Here is a 17677-nt window from a genome sequence, read left to right as displayed (position 1 = left end):
GATGTGATGATGATGGTGCGGATCGGGGATGGCCGGCGCGAGCTGCCCGGCGCCGAAGAGGTCGGGGCGAAGGCGGCAAATCTCGCCCGGATGGCGGCGCTGGATCTGCCGGTGCCGCCTGCCTTCGTGCTGCCGGTGCAGCTTTGCGCCGACGTGGTGGCCGGCAAGGGGCAGGCAACGCGCCAGCTCGTTGACGGACTGAAAGGAGGGATCGCCTTCCTCGAGCAGGCGACCGGAAAGTCGTTCGGCTGCTCGCGCAATCCGCTGCTCGTGTCCGTCAGGTCCGGTGCGGCGCGGTCGATGCCGGGCATGCTGGATACCGTTCTCAATGTCGGCTGCACGTCGCGCGCCGTGCGCGGTCTGGTGCGTGCAACGGGGCGGCCGCGGCTGGCCTGGGACTGCCGGCGGCGCCTGCTCGAGAGCTACGCCGAAACGGTCGTCGGGATCGATCCGGCCCCGCTCGCCGAGCGATTGAGCCAGATGATTGCCGCTGAAGGCGTCAGCAACGAGCGTGAGCTGGACAGCGAGGCGCTCGAGCGGCTGGTTTGCGACGAACACAAGCTCCTGGAAGAGTTCGATGATGACGGATGGCTCGAAGATGCCGCGGTGCAGCTGGAACGCTCGGCGCGGGCCGTCTATCGATCCTGGACCAGTGAGCGGGCGCGGACCTATCGCCGGCTCGAGGGCCTCGAGCATCTCGAGGGCACGGCGGTCACGGTGCAGGCCATGGTGTTCGGCAATGGCGGTATGTCGTCCGGTGCGGGCGTCGCATTCTCGCGCGATCCCTCGACGGGAGCGGACGAGCCGGTCATCGACGTCATGTTCGATTCGCAGGGCGAGGACGTCGTCTCCGGCCGAAGGACGCCGGAAACCGAGAGGGCCCTGTCACGGGCGCTGCCGGATGTGGCGCTGGGGCTGCGTGCAACTCTGAAGCGGCTGGAAAGTGAATTTCGCGATGTGCAGGACATCGAATTCACCATCGAGGAAGGCCGATTGTGGATCCTGCAGACAAGGGCCGCCAAGCGCACCCCGCGCGCCGCGCTCCGCATCGCGGTCGACCTCGTGCACGAAGGATCGATCACGCAGGAAGAGGCCCTGGGAAGACTTGAAGGCATTGATGTCGAGGCACTCACGGAGACCTCGCTCGTTTCGGCCGGCCAGCCCGCAGCCGTGGGAGTTGCGGCTTCCGGCGGTGTCGCAACGGGTCGGGCGGCCTTCGACAGCGCGTCCGCGGAACGCCTCGCGGCGGCAGGTGATCCGGTCATTCTGATCCGTCACGACACCAGCACCGCAGACATCGCGGGTTTCGCTGCAGCTTCCGGGATCGTCACGGCCGTTGGCGCCCGCACCGCGCATGCCTCGCTTGTCGCCCGTCAGATGGGCAAGCCCTGCGTGGTCGGTTGCGCCGCGATCCGGGTCGATGGTGAAGCGCAGCAGGCGCGTATCGGCGCAGCGGTCGTGTCCCCCGGCGACTGGATCACCGTCGACGGCAATACGGGCCGTCTCTACCTGGGACGCGGCGAAATCGTCGCGCAACGGCCCGAAGCTGAGCTTGCGGAGCTGTCGGCATGGCGGTTTCCGCGCGATCCGGCGCCTGGAGGCGCAATCGCTGAAGCGCCCGCGGCCTGACCAGTTGAACCCTGGTCTAGGCGAAGGACCGGATCATACGCCGCTCAATCAGCGGGTCGTAGGTGCGCCCACCAGGCCCCCGACCAAGCCTTCCCCGGTTTCTCCAGCGCTTGATGCCCGGCTGAGCTCTTCCAGGGCCTGTCGCACCGACTCGACGAGGTCCAGCGCCACCGGCGAGGGGCTGCGCTGCGGCGGAAACACCGCGGCGAATTCGAAATCGATGCGCGGCGTGAATGGCCGCATCACCACGCCGCGGCCGTCGAATTCGCGCGCGGTGAACGGATCACAAATCGAGACGCCCAGTCCCGACGACACCATCCCGCACATGATTTCCGACAGCGTCGTCTCGACCCGCAGCACGCGCCTGACATCCTCGCGATGGAAGATCTGATCGATCAGATGCCGGCTGGTGGAGCCTGACGAGAGCGAGATGAAGGTCTCCCCCTCGAAGTCGCGCGGCACCAAGATTGTCTTCGCACAAAGCCGATGGCCTGCCGGGAGGACGGCAACGCGCGCCAGCGCCGGCAGCTTGATACTCGGCAGGCCGGCATGGGCGATCGGCACTTCGGCAAAGCCGACGTCGCATTGCGCGTTCAGCACCCAGTCGATCACGATCGGCGAGATCACGCCGAAAAACGCGAGATTGAGATTGGGCCGCTCCTGCAGGAAGCCGCCCGCCAGCCGCGGCAGATAGCCATTGGCAAGAGCGGGCAGGGCGGCGATGCGCAGCGTGCCGGTGCGCCGGCCACGGATCTCCTCAGCGGCCGCGGTGATGCGATCGAGCCCGACGAAGGAGCGTTCCACCTCCATGTAGAGCGCCGTCGCCGCGGCGGTCGGCACCAGGCCGGTGCCGCGCCGTTCGAACAGCTCCATCTTGAGCAGCGCCTGAAGGTCGCGCAGCAGCCGGCTGACCGCCGGCTGCGTCACCGCCATCAGCTTGGCGGCTTCGGTCACACTGCCGCTCAGCATCATCGCCCGGAAGGCTTCGACCTGCCGCGAGTTGATCCGCGCCATCAGTCCTCCAGTCCATAACATCTGCGTATGAACAGGGTGCCATTATTCATTGGACGATCAAAGCCTCTGCTGCGATCTTTTTTGGCAGGGTGAGGGGTGGCTCGTTTTTTAGGCTCGTCAGCTCCGGGTTTTCTGGACTGCGGATGCATCGGCCAAGCCCGATCTCCCTGGGGCGGTTATTTAATACCGTCTCATATCCAAGATGATGGAGATCGGTCCGATGAAGCACCCTAAACTCCTGATGGCGGTCAGCGTCGCCGTCCTGGCTTCAGCCTCCCAGGTCTGGGCTCAGCAGAAGACGCTCTATGTCGCCGGCTATGGCGGCTCGTTCGAGAAGACCATCCGCGAGGAAGTGATCCCGCCGTTCGAGCAGGCCAACGGCGTCAAGGTCGAATACGTCGCCGGCAACTCCACCGACACACTCGCCAAGCTGCAGGCGCAGAAGGGCAATCAGCAGATCGACGTCGCCATCGTCGACGACGGTCCGATGTACCAGGCGATCCAGCTCGGCTTCTGCGACAAGGTCACCGGGCTGCCTGGCGATCTCCTCGATGTCGCGCGCTTCAAGGACGACAAGGCGGTCGCGATCGGTCTCGTCGCTACCGGCCTGATGTACAACAAAAAGGTGTTCGCCGAGAAAGGCTGGGCCGCGCCGACGTCGTGGAATGATCTCAAGGATCCGAAATACAAGCAGCTGCTCGTCATCCCGCCGATCAACAACACCTACGGCCTCAACGTCCTGCTGATGCTGGCCAAGATGAACGGCGGCAGCGAAGCCAACGTCGATGCCGGCTTCAAGATCTTCAAGACCGACATCAATCCGAACGTGCTGGCCTACGAGCCGTCGCCGGGCAAGATGACCGAGCTCTTCCAATCGGGCCAGGCCGTCATCGCGGTGTGGGGCAGCGGCCGTGTGCAGAGCTTCGCCAACACCGGCTTCCCGGTCGATTTCGTCTATCCGAAGGAAGGTGCCGTGAGCCTGCTGACGACGGCGTGTCCGATCGCCAAGCCGTCGGTCTCGCCGCTGGCCTCGAGCTTTATCAAGCTGCTGCTCGATCCGAAGATCCAGCTCACGATGCTGAAGGAATATGGCTACGGCCCGGTCGTGAAGTCCGTGGTCGTGCCCGAGGGCGTCGGCGCGATGGCGCCGATCGGCGAGCGCGCCGCCAAGGTCTATGCGCCGGATTGGAGCGTGGTCAACGAGAAGCGCGAGGAATGGACCAAGCGCTGGAATCGCGAAGTCGAGCGCTGACTAGTCGTTTGTTGCGAGCCTCTCTCGTCGACGGCGGTCTTCTCCCTCCCCCCTCGTGGGGGAGGGTCGGGGAGGGAGGGACCACACCAATGGTCTTCGGGCCGCCTCCCACCCCCGGCCCCTCCCCGCAAGGGGGAGGGGAGTGCACCGTGCGCGCGGCGCCAGCATTCCTCGCCCATCTGGATCCAAAGCATGTCCTTCCTCGAGCTTGATCGCGTCGGCAAGTCCTTCGGCCCCAACACGGCGGTCGAGGAGTTTAGTCTCGGCGTCGCCAAGGGCGAGTTCATCTCGTTCCTGGGGCCGTCCGGCTGCGGCAAGACGACAACCTTGCAGATGATCGCGGGATTCCTCGACCCGTCGCACGGCGCGATCCGGCTCGAGGGCAGGGATCTGGTCGCGATGCCGCCGTCGAAGCGCGGGCTCGGCATCGTGTTCCAGAGCTACGCGCTGTTTCCGCACATGACGGCGGCCGAGAACGTCGCCTTCGGCCTGGAGATGCGCAAGGTCGCGCGCAAGGATCGTGAGGAGCGCGTGCGCGCGGCGCTCGCACTTGTCGGCCTCGCCGGCTATGAGGACCGTCATCCGCGCCGCATGTCCGGCGGCCAGCAGCAGCGCGTCGCACTGGCGCGCGCGCTGGTGATCCGCCCGAGCGTGCTGCTGCTCGATGAGCCCTTGTCCAATCTCGATGCGCGCCTGCGCGAGGACATGCAGATCGAGCTGCGCCAGATCCAGCGCAATCTCGGCACCACGACCATCCTCGTCACCCATGATCAGATCGAGGCGATGTCGCTATCCGACCGCATCGTCGTGATGAGCAAGGGGAGGATCGAGCAGATCGGCACGCCGCAGCAGGTCTACGAGCAGCCGGCCTCCGCCTTCGTCGCGCAATTTCTCGGCAAGACCAACGAGTTTGCTGCGACCGTGGACCGCACCGGGGGGCAGGCCAGACTGGTGGCGGGATCTTGGAGCGCGCCGGCGCCGGCCGGCGTGGCCGGCTCCGTCGCCGTCAGCGTCCGGCCCGAGCGCATCAACTTCGGTGACGCCGGTCTTGCAGGGCGCATCACGAGCCGCATCTTCCAGGGCAATCACTGGCTGTTCCAATGCGACACCGAATGCGGGCCCGCCATCGTGATCCGGCAGAATGACGGCCAACCGCAGCCTGAGCAGGGCGCAGCGGTGCATCTCGTCTGGCAGGTCTCGGACATGAGCCTGCGCGCCGCGAAGGCTGCAGCATGAGCGCGACCATCGCGTCCAACTCGTCCGAGACGCGCGCCGGCCTTTCGCTGGCGCTGCCGGCCTTGATGCTGTTCCTGGGAGTCGTCGTGATCCCGTTGGCGATGACGGTGATGCTGTCGTTCCATGATTGGGGCCAGTACAAGGGCATCGAGCCGGTCTTCATCCTGAAGAACTGGATCGAGATCTTCGACGACCCCTACTACGCCGAGATGTTCTGGCGCACCTTCCGCGTCGCGGTGCTGGCGACCTTGATCACGGCGGTGTTCGGCGTGCCCGAGGCCTACATCCTCAACCGCATGCAGGGGCCGTGGAAGGGCCTCTTCCTGCTGGTGATCATCGGCCCACTGCTGATCTCGGTGGTTGCGCGCACGCTCGGCTGGGCGCTCCTGTTCGGCGGCAACAACGGGCTCGCCAACAAGCTCTTGATGACATCAGGCCTGATCGATTCACCGGTCCGGTTCATGTTCACCGAAACCGGCATGGTGATCGCGCTGGCGCACGCGATGATGCCGTTCATGGTGCTCGCGGTATGGACCGCACTGCAGCGGCTCGATCCGCAGGTCGAGAATGCGGCGTTGTCGCTGGGTGCAAGCTCGCTGACGGTGGTCCGCCGCATCGTGCTGCCGCAGATCATGCCGGGCGTGCTGTCGGGCGCCATCATCGTATTCTCGCTGTCCGCCAGCGCCTTTGCGACGCCGGCGATCATCGGCGGCCGCAGGCTCAAGGTCGCCGCGACGCTCGCCTATGACGAATTCCTCAATACGTTGAACTGGCCGCTCGGCGCCGCGGTTGCCGTGCTGCTGCTGATCGCGCTCGTCCTGATCGTGGTCGGCTCCAATGCGCTGATCGAGCGCCGCTACCAGGAGATGTTCCGATGAGCAGGAACGGTGCTCTGGCGCTGATCTTCCATGCCGTCTTCGTCGTCTTCATGGTGGCGCCGATCGTCGTCGTGTGCTGGGTCGCGTTCACCCCGGAAGGCTTTCTGTCGATTCCGATCACGAGCTTCTCGCTGCGCTGGTTCAGGGCGCTCGCCGACTATCCGGAATTCGTCCACGCCTTCGGCGTAAGCCTGTGGCTCGGCGCGCTGTCGTCGTGCGTGGCGCTATTGTTCGCGGTGCCGGCGGCGCTCGCGATCAGCCGCTATCGCTTCCGCGGCCGTGACGCGCTGTCGGCGCTGTTCCTGTCGCCCTTGATGATCCCGCATGTGGTGCTCGGCATCGCCTTCCTGCGCTTCTTCACGTCGGTCGGCATCGGCGGCACGTTCGTGGCGCTGGTGATCGCCCATGTCGTCGTGGTGTTTCCGTTCGCGCTGCGGCTGACGCTTGCGGCCGCGACCGGCATGGACCGCTCGATCGAGATGGCCGCGATCTCGCTCGGCGCCGGCGGCTGGACGATGTTTCGCCGCGTCACCTTGCCCGCGATCCTGCCCGGCATCGTCAGCGGTTGGATGCTCGCCTTCATCCAGTCGTTCGACGATCTGACCATGACCGTGTTCCTGGCGACGCCCGGCACCGAGACCCTGCCGGTACGCATGTTCCTCTACATCCAGGACAACATCGATCCGCTGGTGACATCGGTATCGGCCAGCGTCATCGCCATCACCATGACCGTCCTGATCCTGCTCGACCGCTTCTACGGGCTCGACCGCGTGCTCACCGCCAAAGGCGGCGACGCAGGACGATAGGAGACACTACGATGAGAGACTATGACGTCGCCGTCGTCGGCGGCGGCCTGCTCGGCTCTGCGATTGCCTGGGGGCTCGGCCGGCTCGGCCAGCGCGTCGCCGTGCTCGACGAGGGCGATATTGCCAAACGCGCCTCGCGCGCCAACTTCGCGCTGGTGTGGGTGCAGAGCAAGGGCCTGGGCATGCCGGCCTATACCGGCTGGACGGTGCGCGGCTCCAAGGCGTGGCCGAAGCTTGCCGAGGAGCTGAAGGCTCAGACCGGGCTCGACGTCGCGCTGCAGCAGAACGGCGGCTTTCACCTCACGCTGGGCGAGGCCGAGTACGAGCAGCGCACGCAACTCGTCGCGCGCATGCACAATCAGGTCGGCGCCGCCGACTACCAGATGGAGATGCTGCCGGCGGCAGAGGTGAAGAAGATGCTGCCGCTGATCGGCCCGGAGGTCTCCGGCGGCAGCTTCTGTCCCTATGATGGCCACGTGAATTCGCTGCGCACCTTCCGCGCCCTGCATGCCGGCATGAAGCAGTTCGGCGTCGACTATCTGCCAGAACGCGCGGTCGGCGCGATTGCCCGTGAGGGCGATGAGTTCAGGCTGACGACGGCGCAGGGCGAGGTACGCGCAGCGAAGGTGGTGCTCGCGGCAGGGAATGCCAACCAGGCCTTGGCCCCCATGGTTGGACTGTCGGCGCCGATGGGCCCGACGCGCGGCCAGATCGTCGTGACCGAGCGCACGATGCCGTTCCTGCCGCATCCGCTGACCACGATCCGCCAGACCGACGAAGGCACGGTGATGATCGGCGACAGCAAGGAGGACGAGCTCGACGATCGCGTGCAGAACCATCCGATCAACGCTGTCATGGCCGATCGCGCCCAGCGCACCTTCCCGCATCTGGCGCGGCTCAACGTCGTCAGGAGCTGGACCGGCATCCGCGTGATGCCGAAGGACGGCTTCCCGATCTACGAGCAGTCGGAGAACCACCCAGGCGCCTTCGTCGCCTGCTGCCATTCCGGCGTGACGCTCGCGGCGAACCACGCGTTCGACATCGCGCGCATGGTCAAGGACGGCGCGTTGGAGCCGGAGCTGGTCGGCGCATTCACAGCCAGGCGCTTCGACGGCGAAGCGGAAGCGGGCGGCAGTGGCTACTACTGATAGTGAGAGGCCCGGCACGGGCGCGGAGATGATGATGTTCAAGCGAGCAGAGGGTGACGCCAGGCGATCGGTGACGATCCATGTCGAAGGCAAGGCGATCGCCGCGCGCGAAGGCGACACGGTCTCGGCGGCGCTGCTTGCGTCGGGTCTCGACGTCAGGCGCTCGACCGCGGTCAGCGGCGCCAAGCGGCTGCCTTACTGCATGATGGGCGTGTGCTTCGATTGCCTGGTCACAATCGATGGCGTCGGCAATCGGCAGGGCTGCCTGGTCCCGGTCGCCGAGGGCATGCAAATCGAAATCCAGAAGGGCAAGCGGGAGATCGGCAAATGAGCGCGGCGCCGAAGCATGATCAATACGACGTCGTGGTGATCGGCGCTGGCCCGGCCGGGCTGGCCGCAGCGACCGCGACGGCCGGCGCCGGCCTGTCGACTTTGCTGCTGGACGAGAATGCTGGTCCCGGCGGGCAGGTCTGGCGCGCGATCAGTTCGACGCCGGTGAAGAGTGAAGCGCTGCTCGGCACCGATTATTGGTCCGGGGCCGAGATCGCAAAGTCTGCCGAGACCAGCGGGGCCGAGATCATCCATCGGGCCACGGTGTGGAGCCTCGATCGCAAGCTCGAGCTCGGCGTCTCCGTCGGCGGCGGCTCGGCCTTCATCAAGGCCGGGCGGGTCATCATCGCGACCGGGGCGCAGGAGCGCCCGTTCCCGATTCCCGGCTGGACCCTGCCCGGCGTGATGACGGCGGGCGCGGCGCAGACGATGCTGAAATCGTCGGGGCTGGTGCCGGATTGTCCGACGGTGATCGCAGGGCAGGGACCGCTGCTGTGGCTGCTCGCCGCCCAGATCCTGCGGCTTGGCGGCCGCATCGACCGCGTGCTCGACACCACGCCGCGCGCGAACTACGTCACAGCACTGCCGCACGCCTTCGCCTTCGTGACCTCGTCCTATTTTCTCAAGGGGCTGGCGATGATGCGCGAGGTGCGCGCGAAGGTGCCGGTCACCACGGGCGTGGTGGAGCTCGCCGCCACCGGCAACGGCAAGCTCGACGCCGTCAGCTATGTCGCCGCGGGCGGCAAGCGGGAGACGCTGCCGGCCGAGCTGTTATTCTTGCACCAGGGCGTGGTGCCGAACGTCAATCTGGCGATGGCCGCTGGCGTCGAGCATCGCTGGAATGAGCTGCAGCTGTGCTGGACGCCCGTGCTGGACGCCGGCGGCAACAGCTCGATTCCGGGCATCGCGATTGCCGGCGACGGTGCCGGCATCGGCGGTGCGCAGGCCGCGCTGTGGCGCGGACGCATCGCGGCAGCCAGCGCCATCAAGGCCCTTCGGCCCCAGGCAAAGGTTTTGGACTATTCAGCGCAGTTGAAACGCGCCGAGCGTGGCCGTGTCTTCCTCGACGTTCTATTCCAGCCGGCAGAACAGTTCCGTATCCCGCAAGGCGACACCATCGTGTGCCGGTGTGAGGAGATCACCGCCAAGGACGTGCTCGACTCCGTCGCGATCGGGGCCACCGGACCGAACCAGCTCAAGGCCTATCGCCGCACCGGCATGGGGCCGTGCCAGGGCAGGCTGTGTGGCCTCACCGTCACCGAGCTGATGGCGCAGGCGCGCGGCAAGACCCCGCAGGAGATCGGCTATTACCGGCTGCGCGCGCCGGTGAAGCCGATCATGCTGTCCGAGCTCGCGAGCCTGCCGAAGACCGAAGAGGCGACCAAGGCCGTGGTGCGCGGATGACGGTGAAGAAGGATGCCATCATCGTGGGTGGCGGCATCCACGGCTGCTCGACCGCGCTGCATCTATGCCTGGCCGGGTTGAAGCCGGTGCTGATCGAGAAGGACTATGCCGGCCGCCACGCCTCCGGTGTCAACGCCGGCGGCGTGCGCCAGCTCGCGCGCGACGTCGCGGAGATTCCGCTGTCGATCCGCTCGATGGGCATCTGGGAGAACATCAGCGACCTGGTCGACGATGATTGCGGCTTCGAAAGCTTCGGCCAGGTGCTGGTCGCCGAGAACGACGCGGAGCTCGACGCCTGCCGTGCCCGCGTCGCCGATCTCAATGCGCGCGGCTTCAGCCATGAGGAGCTGATCGACGGCACGGAATTGCGCCGCCTCGTGCCGGCGGTGGCGGAGAGCTGTCCGGGCGGCGTGGTGTCGCGGCGGGACGGCGCGGCGCAGCCTGCGCGCACCACGACGGCGTTCCGCCGCAAGGCGGAGCAGCTCGGCGCGCTCATTCGCGAGGGCGTGGCCGCGACGAACATCCGCAAGGACGGCAAGCTCTGGCATGTCGACGTCGGCCCTGAGAGCTTTGCCGCGCCGGTGCTGGTCAATGCCGCCGGCGCCTGGGCAGGCCGCGTTGCAGAACAGTTCGGCGAGCCGGTCCCGGTCGAGACTATCGCGCCGATGCTGATGATCACGTCTCCCGTCGCGCACTTCATCGATCCCGTCGTCATCCTGCGCGGCCGCAAACTGTCATTCAAGCAGTTCCCCAACGGCACGGTGCTGATCGGCGGCGGGCACCTCGCCATCCCCTATCAGGATCGCAACGAGACCGTGCTCGACTGGCGCAAGCTATCGGAGAGCGCGCGCACCGTCGCGGAGCTGTTCGAGGTGATGCGCAGCGCGACCATCGTGCGTGCCTGGGCCGGCATCGAGGCGCGCATGCGCGACGACATTCCGGTGTTTGGACCGAGTGCGCGGCACGAGGGGCTGTATCACCAGTTCGGCTTCTCCGCGCACGGCTTCCAGCTCGGCCCCGGCGCCGGCGCGGTGATGGCCGAGCTCATCGTGCACGGCGGCACCCAGACGCGCATCGGCGATCTCAGCATTGCGCGCTTTCAGACTTCCACCCCTTCGTCAACGACATGAGGACATGATGACGATCACCCGCAAGATCCGCTCCGCCATTCATCACCGCATCGTCGAGGCCAACGGCTTCGTCTTCATCGGCGGCACCATCGCCGACGACACCTCGGTGTCGATGGGCGAGCAGACCCGTAATATTCTCGGCAAGATCGACGGCTTCCTGAAAGAGGCCGGCACCGACAAGTCACGCGTCGTCTCGGGCCAGATCTTCGTCACCGACCTGTCGAAGAAGAAGGAGATGGATGCGGCCTGGACCGAGTTCTTCGGCGACGATCTGCCGGTTCGCGCCACGGTCGGCGTCTCCGATCTCGGCGGCGGCGCGCTGATCGAGATCGTCATCACCGCCTTGAAGGGCTGAGCACAACGCCTCGGCTCGGAGAAATGTGATCGAGGGTGACGCGCGGACTCGCTCCGCGCGTCATTTGCTTTTAAGGGGATTTCGATCGAACATGGTATGACTGCAACGTCACGCGACGAAAGACGACCTCATGAGCGATGCCCGCACCGTTCCATCTCCTTCCGCCGGTCTCGCTGCCGTGTTCCGGCACATCGACGCCGAGAGGGAGCATTTTCTCACCCGCGTGATGGACTATGTGCGCCATCCCTCGATCAGCGCGCACAATGTCGGCATTGCCGAGGTGGCTGCGCTGCTGGTGAGGATGCTGCGGGAGATCGGCCTCGAGGCCGAGGCGGTGCTGACCGCGGGTCATCCGATGGTGCTGGGACGCTGGCACAACAAGCCGGGCGCGCCGACCGTGCTCCTCTACGGGCACTACGACGTGCAGCCGCCGGATCCGCTGGAGCTGTGGCTGAGTCCGCCGTTCGAGCCGACCATCCGCGACGGCCGCATCTATGCCCGCGGCATCGGCGACAACAAAGGGCAGCATTTCGCGCAGCTCATGGCGATCGAATCGCATCTCAAGGTTCACGGCGAGCTGCCGTGCAACGTCATCTTCCTGCTCGAAGGCGAGGAGGAAATCGGCAGCCCACGCATTGCCGAGTTTGTCGCCACGCATCGCGAGAAGTTGAAGGCCGATTTCGTGGTCACCGCCGACGGCCCGATGCATGCGTCGGGACGGCCGACCATGACCTATGGCGTCCGTGGCATGTGCTCGTTCGAGCTGCGCGCCAAGCACGCCATCCGCGACGTTCATTCCGGCAATCTCGGCGGCATCGTGCCGAATCCGATCTGGACCCTGGTGCATCTGCTTGCGACGATGAAGAATGCCGCCGGCGAGATCACCATCGACGGTCTCCACGACGCGATCGTGCCGCCAAGTGCGCTTGACGTCGCTGCGGTGAAGCGTTTGCCGCTCGATCTCGATGCCGCCAAGGCAAGCCTCGGTCTCAGCCGCCTCGATGCGCCGGCAGAACGCGGCTACTACGAGCGGCTGATGTTCCACCCGACGCTCACCATCAATGGCTTTCACGGCGGCTATGGCGGCCCCGGCAGCAAGACCGTCCTGCCGTGCGAGGCGGTCGTGAAATGCGACATCCGCCTGGTCGAAGCGATGACGCCGGGCGACGTGCTGGCCAAGGTCGAGGCCCATGTCAGGAAGCACGCGCCCGAGGTCGAGTTCATCCCCCGCGGCGGCATGCTGCCCTCGCGCGTGCCGCTCGATTCGCCCTATGGCGCAATCATCCGCGACGCGATTCGATTGGCACAGGGCGTCACGCCCCTCGAATTTCCGTGCACTGGCGGCAGTCTGCCGGACTACGTCTTCACCAAGATCCTCGGCGTCCCGGCCTTCGTCGTTCCCTATGCGAATGCCGACGAGGCCAATCACGCGCCGAACGAGAACATGACGATCGACTGCTTCTACAATGGCATTCGCACCGGTGCGGCACTGCTCGACCGCGTCGGCGCGCGCGAGCGCTGATGCCGGTGCAACGCCCATCACGATCTCGCGTGCAGTGCGGGAGGCGTCATCGAGCAGCCATGAACGGATGGCAAGCACACGCTGGTTCGTCGCGTTGCGGGCGAATCGGCCGCACGCGGCGAGATCGCGCATGGATTAACGCAGTTGATATCGCCTAGTCTCGGAAGAGATTAGTAAACGCCGCTTCAGGGCTCGGAGCTGCCACATGCACGACCCCGTTGACCAGCCGAGTGATTCGGTAAGTTCCGCTTCTCCTTGCGCGCGCGATCAGCGCAGCGCTCCGGAACATTCCGCCGCGGTTCCCGTGATCCAACTCGACCACGCGCCCGCAATCGATCCCGCGCCCAATGTCGATCAGGCTGCACAAAGCCTTGGCGCTCTTGGTCGGAAACGGTCCGATGGCGCGCATCTTGTCACACCGACCATGTGGCGCTGAGAACGATTCGTTCTCGGCGGCCATCGGACATGCGATGTCCGGCGACGAGTTCCTGAAGAACACCTTCGCCCAACAACGCATTCGAGAAATTTGAGATCGCCGCCTACACGTCGCTGCTCTCGCTGTGCCGTGCCGCCGGCCTCGAGGACGCCCGCGCGCCGCTCGAACAGTCGCTGCAGGAGGAGGAACGGAGAGCAGAGTGGGTCGACTCCGATGTCGAGAAGGTCACGCTGGAATTCGTTCGCCATGAGGAGCGTCAGACGGCGTGACCTGGCGGTATCTCGGTCAGGATAGGGAACCGTCAGCGCGATGACAACCTCCGGTATCATCCGGATACCCACGAATCTCCTGATCTAGTAAGTAAAACCTAGCCCTTCTTGGGGCGTTTCCTCCCTGGACTTGGGCCGCCTGCACCTTGTGTGTCGGCGGCCTCTTTCTTTCAGGGGGCGGGTCAGGTGCTGGCTCCGCAATCGGAGCCATGGGCGGTCGGTCCAGTCGCGCTCCTGGAAGCCGGCTTGAGCGGCCTCCGGCAATATTTCACCGCGATCGCGCGCGACCTGAGCCTCACCGCCGCGCGTGCTGCCAGCGCAGCAGCCGGCTCTCGGCCGCGGCCATCGCGAGCGCGGTCGTGTAGCCGATGATTCCGAGCAGCATCACGCCGGCAAACAGATCCGCCGAGCGGAACGAGCGCGCCGACAGCAGCACCCATTGGCCGAGGCCGTCGAGGCCGGCGAGCATCTCGCAGACGACGGCGAGGATCAGCGCGACCGTGAGGCTCAGCCGCATGCCGGCGAGGATGTCGGGTGCCGCCGATGGCAGCGCGATCTTGAAGATCACGGCGAGCCGCGACATGTGCAGCACCCGCGCCACTTCATAGAGTCGCGGCTCGACCGCGGCGAAGCCGTGGATCGTCCCGAGCAGCAGCGGCCACAGCGAGCCGAACGCGATCACGAACAGCGCCATGCCCTGGCTCAGTCCAAGAACGGCGATGGCGACAGGAATGATCGCTGAGACCGGCAGCGGCCGCAGCAGCTCCAGGGTCGGTGCGACGTAGATGCGCATCGCCTTCGAGGAGCCGATCATGGCGCCGAGCGCGATGCCGGCGGCGGAGGCGAGCAGCCAGCCATAGGCCATATGCGTGAGGGTGCCCGTGAGCTTGGTCAGGAGATCGCCGCTGGTGAAGCCGCGCAGCAGCGCCGCCCAGGCGCGGTCGGGGCTGGGAAGAAACACCGGTGATATCAGCCGCTGATCGGCGGCGAACTGCCACAGCACGATGATGCCGGCGGCGACGGCGAAGCTGGCGAGGCGCCAGGCGGCGACCGACCACTTCATGCGGGGTCTCCCATCGCGGCCGCGCGCCCGAACAAGCTCTGTTGTGCAGCGATCAGCGCGGTATTGAGCGCAAACCCGGTCACGCCGATCCATACCAGATAGGCCAGCATCAGATCGGGCCGCAACGCCTGCTGCGCGGTCATGATGCCGGCGCCGAGGCCGAGCGGATTGATGGCGATCTCGACCGTGACGGCGACGATCAGCGCGATGCCGGCGGCGAGGCGGAACGCAAGGAAGATGCGGGGCAGGGCGGCGGGGATGACGATCTTCCTGATGCGATCGCGCTGCGTCAGCCGCAGCACGCGCGCCACCTCGATCAGCCGCGGCTCGATGCCGCCCACCGCGGCACGCGTCACGATCAGCACCGGCCAGACGCAGGCAAAGGCGACGATCGCGATCTCCATGCGATAGCCGAAGCCGAGCGCGATCAGCGCGATCGGCAGCAGCGCCACTGAAGGAATGGGCCTGATCGCCTCGATCGTGACCTCCATCAGCCGGTTGAAGATAGGCGACAGGCCGAGCGCGATGCCCAGCACGAGGCCGATGGTGCCGCCGAGCGCGAGGCCGGCGAACACCGAGGCGAGCGTGTCGCGCGTCGCCGCGAGCAGCGAGCCGTCGGTCAGCGCGCCCAGCAATGCGAGTGCGATCGCGCTCGGCGGCGCTAGCGAGTCGCTCTGCACGCCGGCGAGCCGCATCCAGGCCTCGAACACGAGCAGCGCTGCGAACGGCAGCAGGGCGGGCTTGATGCGATCCGGCATCGTCATTCGCTCGCCTTGATGAAGTCGAACAGCTCGCGCCGCAGCCGCAGGAACTCCGGATGCTCGCGCGTCGCCAACTGGTCGCGCGGCCGCGGCAGGTCGATCTGCATCGTGAGGCCGACGCGGCCGGGATACGGCAGCAGGCCGACCACGCGGTCGCCGAGATAGATCGCTTCCTCCAGATCATGCGTGACGAACACGACGGTGGCGCCGGTCGCCGCCACCAGCGCCAGCATCTCGTCCTGCAGCCCCTGTCGCGTCATCGCGTCCAGCGCGCCGAACGGCTCATCCATCAGCAGCACCTTCGGATCCTGCGCGAGACAGCGCGCGATCTGCAGCCGCTGCTGCATGCCGCCCGACATCTCCGTCGGATATTTGGCCGCATGGCCGGCCAGCCCGACCTTGGCGAGCAACTCGGCGATGCGTGTCTCGCGCTTGATGGCGGGCATGCCGATCGTCTCCAGCGCCAGCGAGATGTTGCCGGCAGCGGTGCGCCAGGGCAGCAGCGCCTTGCCATAGTCCTGGAACACGACCGCGATCTCGCGCCGCGGCGCGCGCATCGCCTCGCCCTCGAAACGCACCGTGCCGCCGCTCGGCTGATAGAGGCCGGCGGCGAGCCGCAGCGCCGTGGTCTTGCCGCAGCCGGAGGCGCCGACCACGCACAGGATCTCGCCAGCTGCGACCTCCAGGCTGATCGTGTCGATGATCGTCTTGCCGCCGAGCACCAGCGCGACATCGTCGAAGGCGATCTGCGCGCGCACAGGCGAGGGAGATGATTGCACCAATGCGAGGGCAGGCTCTGCCATCTCAGGATCCCTTCGGATGCGGATAGACGATATCGACGGTCGAGCGCAGATGTGCCTCAAGCCGCGCTTGGGCCGCGGCGGCATTGCGCGCGATCACGAGGTCGGCGAGCGTCTCGTGCTCTTTGATGAAGCCGCTGCCATCCTCGAAGCTGCGCATCATGACGCGGCGGTAGCGATAGGCCTGGTCGTAGAGATCCGAATGAGCGGCGAGCAGGCGCCGTGATCCGCAGGCCCCCAGCAGCGCGGTGTGAAACGCCTTGTGCAAGCGATCGAACTCCGGAGCGCCTTCGCGGAACTCGCTCTGCATGCGCTGGATGTAGCGGCGCATCTGATGCAGCGCGGCGATGATGCCGGCCTCCCATTGGTCGTCGCCGCTCTGCATCGCCAGCCGCAGGGCCTCTTTTTCCACGACAGTGCGCATGCGCGTGATGTCAACGAGATCGTCGCGGCTGACCTCGGCCACGCGAAAGCCGCGCTGGCCGATGCCGACGATCAGGCCGCGCGACACCAGCCGGGACAGCCCTTCCCGGACCGGCGTCGGCCCGATCTCGTAGCGCTTGGCAAGCTCGACGATCCCAAGCCGCGAGCCGGGGGCGAGGACGCCGGCGACGATGTCGCGCTCGATCAGCGCGGCGGCGCGCTCGCTGAGCGTGTCGCTGCTCGGCGGCTCGGTCTGCGGGATCGGGTGTGGTGCCGTCATCAGTCGAGGATCAGCTTCTTGAGATCGAGCTTGCTCTGCAGCATCTTCTGCGCGGACATCACGTCGATCCACCAACCAAGCTGCTCGGGTTTCAGGACCGGCTCGGCGTAGTTGGGCGTCGTCAGCTTGACCAGCTCTAGCGGCTGCTTGGTGAACTTGGCGATCGCGGCCGAGGCCTTCTCCCGGTCGCTGTTGACGACCGGCGCCGCCTCGGCGATGGCCGCGCGGAATTTCCTGACGGTCTCCGGGTTCTTCTCCGCCCATTCGCGCGAGGCCGCATAGAAGATGATCGGCTCGGTGCGGGCGAGCTCGGCCGCGTAGTGCGCGCCCACCGTGCCGAGATTGGCATTGGTCATGCGCATCACGAAAGGCTCCGCCGTCAGCACCGCATCGACGCCTCCCGACTTGATGGTGTCGGCCATGGTCGGGAACGTCACTTCGACGAAGTTGACGCTCTTCGGATCGACGCCCTTCTCGACCAGCCATTTCACGAACAGCACCTGAAGGAACGCGCCGATGCCGGGGGCGCCGACCTTCTTGCCCTTGAAGTCCTGCGGCCCAGTGATGGTGATGCCGTTGCGCACGAAGGCGGCGACCGCATCGTTCGAGGTCTTGGTCATGATCGAGGCGCCGGAGACGGCGACCAGGTCGAGGCCGCCATCGGCCGCCTGGAGGAACACCGTCGAGGTCGGTCCGCCGATCTGGATCGAATTGGAGAGGATGGCCGCGGGGATGTTCGAGTTGATCCCGATCAGCACCATCTCGGCGTCCAGGCCGTGCTTCCTGAAGATGCCTTCGTCGACCGCGACCATCGCCGAGGCGCAGTCCGAGGTGGCGGTGCAGCCGATCTGGATCTTCTCGGCGCGTGTCGCAGATGTGAGCACAAGCGTGGCCAGCACCGATCCGAGCGCAGCACTGATGATCCGATGACGCATCCTTGA

Annotated in this window: 19 protein-coding genes; 13 read left to right on the top strand and 6 right to left on the bottom strand. The window is 66.4% G+C overall.

What is annotated here, in order from left to right:
• The first annotated feature begins 6 nt into the window (after window positions 1-6).
• A complete protein-coding gene (locus tag QX039_RS04830; protein ID WP_315771626.1) occupies window positions 7-1629 on the top strand; it encodes a PEP/pyruvate-binding domain-containing protein in 1623 nt (540 codons plus the stop codon).
• A gap of 48 nt (window positions 1630-1677) precedes the next feature.
• Here QX039_RS04830 and QX039_RS04825 read toward each other — a convergent pair whose 3' ends face one another.
• Window positions 1678-2643 (bottom strand): LysR substrate-binding domain-containing protein, encoded by a 966-nt coding sequence (locus QX039_RS04825; RefSeq protein ID WP_315736971.1) that lies wholly within the window; start codon window positions 2641-2643, stop codon window positions 1678-1680.
• A 220-nt stretch (window positions 2644-2863) separates the two neighbouring features.
• Here QX039_RS04825 and QX039_RS04820 point away from each other — a divergent pair, with 220 nt between their 5' ends.
• From QX039_RS04820 to QX039_RS04765, 12 genes are all read left to right on the top strand, one after another.
• Window positions 2864-3895, top strand: coding sequence for an ABC transporter substrate-binding protein (locus QX039_RS04820; protein ID WP_315771625.1), 1032 nt, complete (start codon window positions 2864-2866; stop codon window positions 3893-3895).
• A 192-nt stretch (window positions 3896-4087) separates the two neighbouring features.
• Window positions 4088-5131 (top strand): ABC transporter ATP-binding protein, encoded by a 1044-nt coding sequence (locus tag QX039_RS04815; protein WP_315771623.1) that lies wholly within the window; start codon window positions 4088-4090, stop codon window positions 5129-5131.
• Window positions 5128-6009 (top strand): ABC transporter permease, encoded by an 882-nt coding sequence (locus QX039_RS04810; RefSeq protein ID WP_315736974.1) that lies wholly within the window; start codon window positions 5128-5130, stop codon window positions 6007-6009. Before QX039_RS04815 ends, QX039_RS04810 begins: the two co-directional genes overlap by 4 nt.
• Window positions 6006-6815: an ABC transporter permease gene (locus tag QX039_RS04805; RefSeq protein ID WP_315736976.1), complete on the top strand. Its 810-nt coding sequence runs from the start codon at window positions 6006-6008 to the stop codon at window positions 6813-6815. Before QX039_RS04810 ends, QX039_RS04805 begins: the two co-directional genes overlap by 4 nt.
• An 11-nt stretch (window positions 6816-6826) precedes the next feature.
• Window positions 6827-7963 (top strand): FAD-dependent oxidoreductase, encoded by a 1137-nt coding sequence (locus tag QX039_RS04800; RefSeq protein ID WP_315736977.1) that lies wholly within the window; start codon window positions 6827-6829, stop codon window positions 7961-7963.
• Window positions 7964-7997: 34 nt separating this feature from the next.
• Entirely contained in the window at window positions 7998-8294 is a 297-nt protein-coding gene (locus tag QX039_RS04795; RefSeq protein ID WP_315736978.1) for a (2Fe-2S)-binding protein, read from the top strand.
• Window positions 8291-9697 carry an NAD(P)/FAD-dependent oxidoreductase gene (locus QX039_RS04790; RefSeq protein WP_315736980.1) on the top strand — a complete coding sequence of 469 codons (1407 nt, stop codon included), beginning with the start codon at window positions 8291-8293 and terminating at the stop codon, window positions 9695-9697. Before QX039_RS04795 ends, QX039_RS04790 begins: the two co-directional genes overlap by 4 nt.
• A complete protein-coding gene (locus QX039_RS04785) occupies window positions 9694-10827 on the top strand; it encodes an FAD-dependent oxidoreductase (RefSeq protein ID WP_315736982.1) in 1134 nt (377 codons plus the stop codon). The genes QX039_RS04790 and QX039_RS04785 overlap by 4 nt, the downstream gene beginning before the upstream one ends.
• A 7-nt stretch (window positions 10828-10834) precedes the next feature.
• A complete protein-coding gene (locus tag QX039_RS04780; RefSeq protein WP_315737085.1) occupies window positions 10835-11182 on the top strand; it encodes a RidA family protein in 348 nt (115 codons plus the stop codon).
• Window positions 11183-11312: 130 nt separating this feature from the next.
• A complete protein-coding gene (locus QX039_RS04775; RefSeq protein WP_315736983.1) occupies window positions 11313-12704 on the top strand; it encodes a M20/M25/M40 family metallo-hydrolase in 1392 nt (463 codons plus the stop codon).
• Window positions 12705-13051: 347 nt separating this feature from the next.
• Window positions 13052-13234 (top strand): hypothetical protein, encoded by a 183-nt coding sequence (locus QX039_RS04770; protein WP_315771621.1) that lies wholly within the window; start codon window positions 13052-13054, stop codon window positions 13232-13234.
• A 1-nt stretch (window position 13235) separates the two neighbouring features.
• Entirely contained in the window at window positions 13236-13409 is a 174-nt protein-coding gene (locus QX039_RS04765; protein WP_315771718.1) for a DUF892 family protein, read from the top strand.
• Window positions 13410-13704: 295 nt separating this feature from the next.
• Here the strand turns inward: QX039_RS04765 and QX039_RS04760 are convergent, their stop codons facing one another.
• The 5 genes from QX039_RS04760 to QX039_RS04740 are packed head-to-tail and all read right to left on the bottom strand — an operon-like array spanning window position 13705 to window position 17671.
• On the bottom strand, window positions 13705-14472 hold the full coding sequence (locus QX039_RS04760) for an ABC transporter permease (RefSeq protein WP_315713245.1): 768 nt from the start codon (window positions 14470-14472) through the stop codon (window positions 13705-13707).
• Window positions 14469-15236, bottom strand: coding sequence for an ABC transporter permease (locus QX039_RS04755; RefSeq protein ID WP_315771619.1), 768 nt, complete (start codon window positions 15234-15236; stop codon window positions 14469-14471). The genes QX039_RS04760 and QX039_RS04755 overlap by 4 nt, the downstream gene beginning before the upstream one ends.
• Window positions 15233-16036: an ABC transporter ATP-binding protein gene (locus tag QX039_RS04750; protein ID WP_315771616.1), complete on the bottom strand. Its 804-nt coding sequence runs from the start codon at window positions 16034-16036 to the stop codon at window positions 15233-15235. The genes QX039_RS04755 and QX039_RS04750 overlap by 4 nt, the downstream gene beginning before the upstream one ends.
• A 1-nt stretch (window position 16037) precedes the next feature.
• Window positions 16038-16736 (bottom strand): GntR family transcriptional regulator, encoded by a 699-nt coding sequence (locus QX039_RS04745; RefSeq protein WP_315771614.1) that lies wholly within the window; start codon window positions 16734-16736, stop codon window positions 16038-16040.
• Window positions 16736-17671: an ABC transporter substrate-binding protein gene (locus tag QX039_RS04740; RefSeq protein ID WP_315771612.1), complete on the bottom strand. Its 936-nt coding sequence runs from the start codon at window positions 17669-17671 to the stop codon at window positions 16736-16738. Before QX039_RS04740 ends, QX039_RS04745 begins: the two co-directional genes overlap by 1 nt.
• Window positions 17672-17677 lie beyond the last annotated feature (6 nt).

The sequence above is a fragment of the Bradyrhizobium sp. SZCCHNR1043 genome (assembly GCF_032489675.1).
Lineage (GTDB): Bacteria > Pseudomonadota > Alphaproteobacteria > Rhizobiales > Xanthobacteraceae > Bradyrhizobium.
Note: the sequence above shows the minus strand (reverse complement) of the source record. Positions and strands in the feature narration are given on the sequence as shown.